Source organism: Sulfitobacter aestuarii (genome assembly GCF_042685005.1).
Lineage (GTDB): Bacteria > Pseudomonadota > Alphaproteobacteria > Rhodobacterales > Rhodobacteraceae > Sulfitobacter > Sulfitobacter aestuarii.
In genome coordinates, this window is sequence record NZ_JBHUMP010000040.1 from 1 (window position 1) to 7,699 (window position 7,699).

Sequence of the window (7,699 nt, forward strand, 5' to 3'; positions counted from 1 at the left end):
CCGGTCGCGGCATAACCGAGCGGGAAATCCACTTAGGAAACGGCTCGAAGCTGTTCAGACAAACCGAGCCACCTCACTTAACAGGAAATCAATGGGTCCTGACCCTAGCCAAAAGCTTTGCTGCAGCGGCCAAGCCTCCCCTTTTATAAAAGATCGCAGAAAGCATCTGGCTGACATAGCAGCCTCACTGTCCTTGCAGAGATGAACTCAAATTGGTCTGACAGCACCATTTTGACGCTCATCGGAGTACGCTCGCACGATCAGAAATCTCTCGTCGACCTACGGATCGTTAAGGTGAAATCCACCTCAGTAGCCACAGGTTCAGGGTCGAAACCGGCACGGCTTGCCTTGACGATAGCGTCAGCCGCCATTGCGCCGATGCTGCGTGCAGGAATGCGGATTGTCGTGAGGCCTGGCTCGATATGGGCGGATCCGGCAAAATCTCCGATCCCCATCACTGAGAGGTCATCTGGTACGGCGTGGCCCGAAGCGAGGCAAGCATAAATCACGCCTTGAGCGATCACGTCATTGCCACATAGCACCGCGCTCGGCGGGTTATCCCTTAGCATCTCGATAGCCGCCTCCTTCGCAGCTCCGATGTCATAAGGGCAGGGGATGATCCTGTGGGAGGGAATGTTCACACCATTTGCTGAAGCTTCCTCCAGCGCACCAGTGAACCTGTGACGTGCCCTGTCATTTGATCCGGTATCCGGAAACAGCATGGCAATATCACGATGACCAAGTTTCAAGAGATGACCCATCGCGCAGGAGCCAACTTTCCGATTGTCGGCACCGATGCAGGATACACTAGCGTCTTCATCGTAGTTCCAGATCGTGAGGGTCGGGATTGCGCGATCTAACAACATGGCGATAGACGTATCGAAGTGATCGAACCCCACCAGTACCACTCCGTCGATCTTCCGTCTGATGAGCGCGCGCAAGATGGGAATCTCAAGCGCGAGATCGTAACCATGCGTCGCGATCAGCATTGTGCGACCATGTTCGTTTAGACGGCGAGAGAAAGACTCGACCATTTCCGAAAATATCGCGTTGTCGACCGTCGGCACGATCATCCCGATGGTGCCGGAAAACCCAGGCCCGAGCGTGCCTGAGGTCAGGTCCTGCTGGTATCCAAGCTCTTTCGCCGCACTTTCAATACGTTTGCGGGTTTCTGATCCGACTAAATCGGGGGAGTTGAAGGCGCGCGAAACCGTTGCAATCGAGACCTTCGCGCGCGCTGCGACCTCAACTATTCCGGGTGCGCCCTTTCTGGAACGTGTTCTTGCCATGATGACACAATGCTCCCAATGAAAAAGGTTGCAAGTTAATTTTCATAAACTAACCCTAGGTCCTATGATGTGAAATCGGTCGATCTGCGGCCTGTTCCCACGTCCAATAAACGGCCACGCCAAATGACGGGGATCTCTCAACCATGGAATTTTTAACCTATTTCGGCAACGTCTTTGAGCCGATGTCATTTCTGCTCCTGTTAGGCGGAACAATTGGCGGCCTCATTCTCGGCGCGACGCCGGGACTGTCGCCCACTATGGCCGTGGCCTTGCTCATCCCATTCACGTTCCAAATGACACCAACGCACGGGCTGATCCTACTGGGGGCAGCTTATACCTCGACAGTGGCAGGCGGCGCGGTGAGTGCGATCCTGCTCAGAATACCTGGGGCACCGGCCAATATTGCGACCTCGCTCGATGGCTACGAGATGGCCAAAAAGGGGGAGGGCGCACGAGCACTCCATCTTTCATTCCTCTCTTCTGGTGTAGGCGGAGTGCTCGGAGTGCTGCTGCTTATCTTTCTCACGCCGCTTCTGTCGAAATGGGCACTGGCGTTCGGGCCCTCGCATCTCTTCTGGTTGGCGATTCTCGGGGTCACCGTCATCGGCTCGCTCGATTCAAAATCTTTTGTAAAAGGGCTGCTGTCGGGCTGCATCGGACTGTGGCTCTCGATGATCGGCTATGACGATATCCAAGGGGCACAAAGGTTCATCTTCACCGATTCCCTGACCGGGGGCATCAATTTCATTGCCGCACTGCTTGGCCTATTCGCCATTCCGCAGGTGCTCGATATGTTTGCCAAGGGCCAGAACAAGGCCCAGATCATCTCGATTGATGTACCCAAGCATTCGATCATGGATTCCGTTAAAGAACTTGGCCGCAGCTGTCGCGCGCTAAGTATTGGCACCGCAATCGGTTCATTCGTAGGCCTAATTCCGGGCGTGGGCGGGCAAATCGCGGGGCTGGTTGCCTATGACCAGACGAAGAAATTCTCGCCCCACCGGCGCAAATTTGGCCGCGGCCATCCCGAAGGAGTGATCGCTGCCGAAGCCGCCAACAACGCCATGGTCGGCCCGTCGTTGGTGCCCCTGCTAACGCTCTCCATCCCTGGAAGCCCGACGGCGGCGGTGCTGCTCGGAGGGCTCTTGATCCACGGCATATTTCCGGGAAGCGATCTCTTTGACAACCACCCCGACGTGGCATGGACATTTATCAATTCCATGCTCATCGGACAGATCATGATGGTGACTTTCGGGATCATGATTGCCGGTTGGGCCGCGAAAATTGCACGCGCGCCGCAGCCGGTTATGGCCGCTGCTGTCGTTGTGCTAGCGATCTTCGGCTCCTATTCTGTCCAGCAGTCAATGGATGATGTTTACGTGATGCTGGTTCTCGGGGTCGGCATGTTCTTCTTCGAGAAGTTTGGTTTTTCGGCGGCACCCCTTGTATTGGGCCTGATCTTGGGGCCCATCGCCGAAGCCAACTTCGTACAGGGCTCGATGATCGCCACGGCGGGTGACGGAGTTCTTCCCTACTTCTTCATAGGGACGTTGAATATCATTCTGATCGTCCTGATCGCAGCGTCCATCGGATATAGCTTCTGGACAAACATGCTGCAGCTGGATTCGGCAGGCGCAGATGAACCCCTGGAGGTGGCGCCATGAATTCGCGTCGCATCCAACACCTGATCCCAGCTTCTGTCGTACTTGCGCTTGCTGCAGTGGTGATCGTCCTAAGCTTTACGCAGGAGCCGGCTGCCGCCTTCCTCTTTCCACGCATCATATCGGTTGTCATGTTTGTGCTGGCGTTTTGGAACTTCATGCGCGCCGCGATGGGATTGGCGAAGGTCGGTGGCGGTATCCCAATGGGGGCGTTCCTCAATATCGCACCAGGACTGACTGTCATCGGACTTCTGGTATTTCTGGTCCTGACATGGCTCGGTTTCTACGCCGCATCGTTCATAGCGTTTCTGGCGCTTTATACGATTTACGATCCGGTACCGCTGCGCAATGGCCAGGCGTTTTTGAAGCGCATCGCCGTAACGACCTGCTTCATCGCTGTAATCTATGGCCTCTTCGACCGGGTATTGCAGGTGCAGACGCCAAGCGGACTGTTTTTCTAAGAAAACACAAAACACCTAAGGGAGGAAAAATCCGATGCCTAGCAGAATAAAACTGATGATCTTTTCAATGGCGGCGTTGTTGGCGATGCCGGTGCAGGGCGCGCAAGCCGAGAAATATCCGGACCGCCCCGTGTCCGTGATGGTCTCGTACGGTGCCGGTGGCGCGACTGATTTTCAGGCGCGCGTCGTAACTATGGCCGCTAGCGAGGAGCAATATCTGGGCCAACCAATAGTCATCATCAATAAACCGGGTGCGGGGGGGCGCGTCGGCTGGAACTGGTTTGTCCGACAGGCCGAAGCCGATGGCTACACCCTTGCCGCCTATAACATGCCGCATTTCGCGGCGCAGGCTGTGGAAGGCGGCGTGCAGTTCGACATCGATAGTTTCGAACCCATCGCCAATTGGGGCGCAGACCCGGCTGTGGTCATTGTCGGTAAGGACAGCGAGTTCAACACGATCGAGGATCTCGTCTCTTTCGCGACAGAGAATCCCGGCAAGGTGACCGTATCGGGCGCGGGGTTGTTTGTAGGCCACCACATCGCCTTGCTGCAGCTGGAGCAAGCGGCGGGTATCAAGCTGGCCTATATCCCAACGCAGGGCGGCGGTTCGGCAGCGATGACGGCGGTGATGGCGGGTACTGTTGTGGCGGGCATCAACAACCTTTCTGATGCCTACCGGGCGATGAAATCAGGTGACGTCAAGGTGCTAGCTGTGGCGGACCTGGAACGTAGTACCGAGTTCCTGCCTGATGTGCCTACGCTTATGGAACGCGGCATCGACGTTGATGACACATCGGTGAATTTTCGCGGTCTAATGGCACCGAAAGGTACTCCACCCGAAGTCATTGAGGTCTTGGCCGCGAAGGTGACCGAGATGTTCAACGATCCACGCACCACCGAGCAACTGAAGGCAGGTGGTGCAGGAGTGCGGGTCATGGGCTCCGACGAGGTTCGCAAGATGTGGGAAATCTCAAAAGCCGAACTCGCCAAGGTTCTTGATGGTCTGTGAAATTCGCAACACGCCACCACACTAACAACAAAGAAGGAATACGATATGGCTCAGGCACGGGAAACTGACGCTCCCTCCGAAGAAGAAGCTCTCGTGGACACGCTGGTGGCCCGTGCGCGGGCCGCGCAGGCTGAATTCGAGAGCGGCGCCGATCAGGCGCGTTACGACAATGCCGCAATGGCTGCGGCATGGGCGCTGATGGAGCCTGGGCGCAACCGGGAACTCGCCCAGATGGCGGTGGAGACGACTGGGCTCGGCAATGTGGCTGACAAAATCCTTAAAAACCACCGCAAGACGCTCGGTTTGCTGCGCGACATCAAGCCAGTCCCGACGCATGGCGTGGTGCGGGAGGAACCGGACCGCGGGCTTACGGTTATCGCCCGCCCCATCGGCGTCATTGCAGCCATAGTACCCTCGACCAATCCGGTGGCCACACCAGTCAACAACGCTGTCAACGCGCTCAAGTGCGGCAATGCCATCATTCTTGCGCCTTCCCCGAAAGGGGTCCGGGTCTGCGAGAAGCTGATCGGATATATTCACGCCGAATTCGACAAGATGGGTCTGCCGCATGATCTGGTGCAGATGCTCCCTGCTCCCGCTTCCAAAGTCAAAACACAACGGTTGATGGAAACTTCCGACCTGTTGGTCGTCACCGGCAGCCAGGACAATGTCCGCCGTGCCTATTCCTCGGGCACGCCCGCAGTCGGGGTCGGAGCGGGCAACGTCTCAGTGATTGTTGATGAAACGGCAGAACTGAAGGCTGCTGCGGCGAAAATCACCGCCTCAAAAACCTTCGACAACGCAACCTCTTGCTCGTCAGAAAATGCGCTGGTGATCGTGGATGAAGTTCATGACGCTATGGTTCAAGCGCTCCACGATGCAGGCGGTCGGCTTCTCGACGATGTCCAAGCCAAAAAGTTGAAATTGGCCCTGTTTCAGAACGGTGGACTTAACCGCAAGATCATCGCACGGGACATTGGCGAGGTGATATCCGAGGCCGGTCTCTCTGTAGAAGATGCCGATAATGCCCGGTTCTTGATGATCCCCGGCAAAGAGATCGGGCCGGACCATCCGGAATCCGGCGAAAAACTGTCACTTGTTACGACGATTTACCGTGCGCGTGACTATGACGATGCAGTATCTGTCGCAACCCGGCTACTGCACCATCAGGGCGCCGGGCATTCCATCGGCATTCATACCTTGCGCGACGATCGTGCTATCGGTTTGGGGAAATCTCTGCCCACTTGCCGGGTTATCGTCAACCAGCCGCATTGCTTCGCAACCGGTGGTTCTTTCGAGAATGGCATGCCCTTTTCGCTGTCGATGGGCTGTGGAAGCTGGGGTGGCAACTCTATTGATGAGAACCTCAACTACAGCCACTTTATGAACTTGACTAAGATTGTGCGTCCGATCCCGGTGTCAGAGCCGACGGTCGAAGATGTTTTAGGCGCATATTGGGAGCTTGTTGGAAAATGAACGTTCCCGCTATCGACTTGTTGTCAATTGAAGGCCGCACTGTGAAGGACATCATCGACCTTCGTGCCCAGGAAGCGCCAGACGCGCCCTTCTTGATCGACCCGAATAACGGCGATACCTTTAGCTATGGCGAGCTGGCTAAGAAGGTGAGGGCATTCGCTCGCCATCTTGCCGCTGAAGGATACCGCCCGGAAGACGCGATCGCCTTCGCGCTGACAAACGGACCTCAATCCGCGCTGGCTATCCTCGGGCTCTTCTATGGCGGATGGTGCGCCACCTCCATCAACCTCGTCGCTGGAAGGGATGTCATCGGCTACGTCCTCGAACACTCGGAGGCCAAGCTCATCATCGCGCAGGAGGCGACTGCGGCAACTGTCGCCGATGCGCAGGCGGCAGTTGGCCTCGCAGTTCCAGTGAAAATGCTGACCTCCACTCTCTTTGAACTAGAAGGGGGCGCGCCCGAAACCGGTGGGGCTCCTAACCTGCAGGACGATGCGTTGTTGATGTATACTTCCGGCACCACGGGGCGGCCCAAGGGCGTGGTTCTGACGCAGGCCAATCTTCTAGCTGGCGGGAGCGCCACGGCGCTCGCGCATAATTTGCAAAATGACGACCGTGCCATGTGCGTACTGCCGCTTTACCATATCAACGGGCTCATCGTCACGGTTATGGCACCACTCTCGTCGGGCGGAAGCGTTGTGATGCCCGAAAAGTTCTCGGTCTCGACGTTCTGGCCGATCATTAGGCACAACAATTGCTCATGGTTCTCGGTTGTGCCTACGCAAATATCCTACTTGCTTCATGCGGAGCCCGCTGAGGACGACGAGATATCGGACAAGCTGAGGTTTGGGCGCTCGGCCTCGGCCCCTCTCGCTCCCGAAGTTCAGCGGGCGTTTGAGAAACGTTTCGGGGTGCCCATCATTGAAACCATGGGGCTGACAGAAACTGCAGCGCAAATTCTCTCCAACCCCTTGCCGCCAGCGCAGCGGAAAATCGGCTCTCCAGGTATCGCGTTCGGAAACGAGGTGATTATTGCGGACACCGCACAGAGGGAGGTCGAGCGCGGCGAAGAAGGCGAGGTTTTGGTCCGCGGGCCGAACGTTATGAAGCACTATCTTAAGAACGAGATAGCCACCCGTGAGTCCATAACCCTTGAAGGCTGGCTACGGACCGGCGATCTGGGCCGGATGGACCCGCAAGGCTATGTGTTTATTACTGGGCGACTGAAGGAACTCATCATCAAGGGTGGAGAGAACATTGCTCCGCGAGAAATCGACGAGGCGCTCTATACCCACCCTGACATCATTGAAGCCGCCGCTTTCGCCTGCCCCTGCTCCAATTATGGTCAGCGCGTCGAGGCTGCCGTGAAGCTCGCGGCCGGATCCTTGCTATGCGAACAGGAGCTAATCGCAGTCTGTAAAGACAGGGTCGGTGCATTCAAATCACCCGACCGTATTCATATCCTCGATGATCTGCCGAAAGGTCCATCCGGAAAAATCCAGCGCAAGAAGCTGAGCGACATGTTCGATGCACTTCATCAGCGTGAAATTTATCCCCAAGCCAAGTGAGGATGTCATCCGAATTCCCTCCTCATGGAACGCTCGGGTAGAACGTTCTGGATCTTTCGAGCTCGACCAACTTATCGGGTCTGACGATGGGGGTTGCTATCAGCTTGTCCCTTCTCAAGCCAACGACGCCCCGATCACTTTGAGAGGAAACCCCTATAAAGATGACCACCGAAGAAGCCTTTGTTAAGGTCTTGCAGATGCATGGTATCGACAATGCTTTCGGCATTATCGGTTC

Annotated in this window: 6 protein-coding genes; 5 read left to right on the plus strand and 1 reads right to left on the minus strand. The window is 56.4% G+C overall.

Going from position 1 to position 7,699, the window contains the following annotated elements; translation table 11 throughout:
- Positions 1-260: 260 nt before the first annotated feature.
- A complete protein-coding gene (locus ACFSUD_RS19100; protein WP_386376093.1) occupies positions 261-1,289 on the minus strand; it encodes a substrate-binding domain-containing protein in 1,029 nt (342 codons plus the stop codon).
- A gap of 143 nt (positions 1,290-1,432) precedes the next feature.
- Between ACFSUD_RS19100 and ACFSUD_RS19105 the strand changes: the two genes are divergently transcribed.
- From ACFSUD_RS19105 to ACFSUD_RS19125, 5 genes are read left to right on the plus strand one after another with little or no spacing between them, the layout of a single operon-like run.
- A complete protein-coding gene (locus tag ACFSUD_RS19105) occupies positions 1,433-2,953 on the plus strand; it encodes a tripartite tricarboxylate transporter permease (RefSeq protein WP_386376094.1) in 1,521 nt (506 codons plus the stop codon).
- Positions 2,950-3,411, plus strand: a complete 462-nt coding sequence (locus tag ACFSUD_RS19110) for a tripartite tricarboxylate transporter TctB family protein (RefSeq protein ID WP_386376095.1) — start codon at positions 2,950-2,952, stop codon at positions 3,409-3,411. The genes ACFSUD_RS19105 and ACFSUD_RS19110 overlap by 4 nt, the downstream gene beginning before the upstream one ends.
- 34 nt (positions 3,412-3,445) lie before the next feature.
- On the plus strand, positions 3,446-4,420 hold the full coding sequence (locus ACFSUD_RS19115) for a Bug family tripartite tricarboxylate transporter substrate binding protein (RefSeq protein ID WP_386376096.1): 975 nt from the start codon (positions 3,446-3,448) through the stop codon (positions 4,418-4,420).
- 45 nt (positions 4,421-4,465) lie between these two features.
- On the plus strand, positions 4,466-5,896 hold the full coding sequence (gene sauS, locus ACFSUD_RS19120; RefSeq protein ID WP_386376097.1) for an acylating sulfoacetaldehyde dehydrogenase: 1,431 nt from the start codon (positions 4,466-4,468) through the stop codon (positions 5,894-5,896).
- Entirely contained in the window at positions 5,893-7,464 is a 1,572-nt protein-coding gene (locus tag ACFSUD_RS19125; RefSeq protein ID WP_386376098.1) for an AMP-binding protein, read from the plus strand. Before sauS ends, ACFSUD_RS19125 begins: the two co-directional genes overlap by 4 nt.
- Positions 7,465-7,699 lie beyond the last annotated feature (235 nt).